The sequence below is a fragment of the Candidatus Symbiopectobacterium sp. NZEC135 genome (assembly GCF_025962695.1).
Genome location: NZ_JAGFPF010000254.1, coordinates 1 through 2,098 on the forward strand (window position 1 = coordinate 1; position 2,098 = coordinate 2,098).

General features: G+C 51.0%; 1 protein-coding gene. It reads left to right on the forward strand.

From position 1 onward, the window contains the following. Positions 1–324 precede the first annotated feature (324 nt). A partial coding sequence (locus J5224_RS25570) for a catalase (protein ID WP_413544725.1) occupies positions 325–2,098 on the forward strand: 1,774 nt, incomplete at its 3' end.

The following is a 2,098-nucleotide window of genomic DNA, read 5'->3' on the forward strand; positions in this document are numbered from 1 at the left end:
CAGAGTCCCTTCTTTTATGCCCCCGCTTCATCCTCAAAATTGCTGGGTGGGGCTTCCCGTTGCTGATTGATAAGTCGGCTTAAGGTATCTTGAAGCCGAAGGGTACTGGTGCCTCCTGGGCTGACGCTCTCAACAGTCCTGATTCGGCGGCGAACCGTCGCCGCTGCTGCCAACCATCACCCTGTCAATCACCTTTCCCCGCCAAATCTATCGATCAAATCAAATCATTTCGTAGCTAATATATTAAAAAAAATTAACTATACTGAATGTGTGTCTAGAGGTTTTTTTTAATCTGCTGATTTTAATCAATATTTAGAGGTGAGTATGAAAGGGGATACACATCATGAGTCAGAGAATCATAAAAAAAATGAACCAGATAGCACGGCGTCATCGCACAGTAACGCTGAGATTGCACAAGGGGCGTCATTGAAGCTCTCTGGAAGCACCAATCCACCCGGTACTGCTCCCATGTCCCCTGGCATTGAGAAATCGCCTGAAATCAGCAATGACAAACTGCGTCAGTTAGAAAAATCAAAGGACTTCCCAGCGGGTGAGGCGTTAACCACCAACCAGGGGATCAAAATTGCTGACAACCAAAACTCACTGCGCGCGGGAGAAAGAGGCGCAACCCTGCTCGAAGATTTTATGCTGCGAGAAAAAATTACCCACTTCGACCACGAGCGTATTCCTGAACGGGTGGTGCATGCGCGAGGGGCTGCGGCACACGGGGTTTTCCAGGTTTATAAGCCGCTGACACATTTGACCAAGGCCGGGTTTTTGCAACAGCCTGATAGTGAAACGCCGGTGTTTGTGCGCTTTTCCACGGTTCAAGGTTCGCGCGGTTCGGCTGATACGGTCAGGGATATTCGTGGTTGGGCAACGAAATTTTATACCCATGAGGGCAACTTTGATTTGGTCGGCAATAACACGCCAGTCTTCTTTATTCAGGATGCCATCAAGTTTCCCGATCTGGTCCACGCCGTTAAGCCTGAGCCGCATAATGAGATCCCACAAGGCCAAAGTGCTCACGATACTTTCTGGGATTTTATCTCGCTCCAGCCGGAAACGCTGCACAACGTGATGTGGGCAATGTCAGATCGTGGCATCCCGCGCAGTTACCGCATGATGGAGGGGTTTGGCATCCACACATTCAAGATGATCAATGCCGAAGGGCACTGCCACTTTGTGCGTTTTCATTGGAAACCACTTTATGGCGTTGCCTCCTTGTTGTGGGATGAAGCCCAACTGATTGCAGGACGGGACCCAGATTTCCATCGGCGTGAGTTATGGGAAGCCATAGAGGCAGGGGATTACCCTGAATACGAACTGGGTTTACAAATCATACCGATGCAGGATGAGCATCGCTTTGACTTCGATATTCTCGATCCCACCAAACTGATCCCTGAATCGCTGGTTCCCGTGCAGCGCGTCGGGAAAATGACGCTTAACCGCAATCCGGATAATTATTTCTGCGAGACCGAACAGGTCGCATTTTGCCCGGCAAACCTGGTGCCCGGGCTGGATTTTTCTGACGATCCACTGCTTCAGGGGCGGCTGTTTTCCTATCTGGATACGCAAATCAGCCGGTTGGGTGGCACTAATTTCCATGAGATCCCCATCAACAAACCACTTTGCCCCTTTCACAATCACCAGCGCGATGGTCAACACAGAATGCGTCTTTCTGGTGCCGCCAATTATGAACCTAACTCCATTGATAACAACTGGCCAAGAGAAACGCCATCCGCCGCGCATCAGGGGGGCTTCTCCACCGCCCAACAGCCGGTAAACGGTGAAAAAATCCGCCAGAGAAGCGCCTCATTTTCAGATCACTACTCGCAGCCGCGCCTGTTTTGGTTAAGTCAAACGGACTATGAGCAGACCCATATTGTCGATGGATTCAGCTTTGAACTGGGCAAGGTTCAGCGACCGTGGATCCGAAAACGCGTGGTTGACCAACTGTGCCACATCGATAAAGACCTGGCTAAACGGGTCGCGCAGCAAGTGGGCCTCTCGCTCGCACCCGCACAGCTTGCCTACCCGATCCCAAGCGCCGTCAATGGGCTTACGGCTGAACCTTCGCTCAGTATTTATGCTGAAA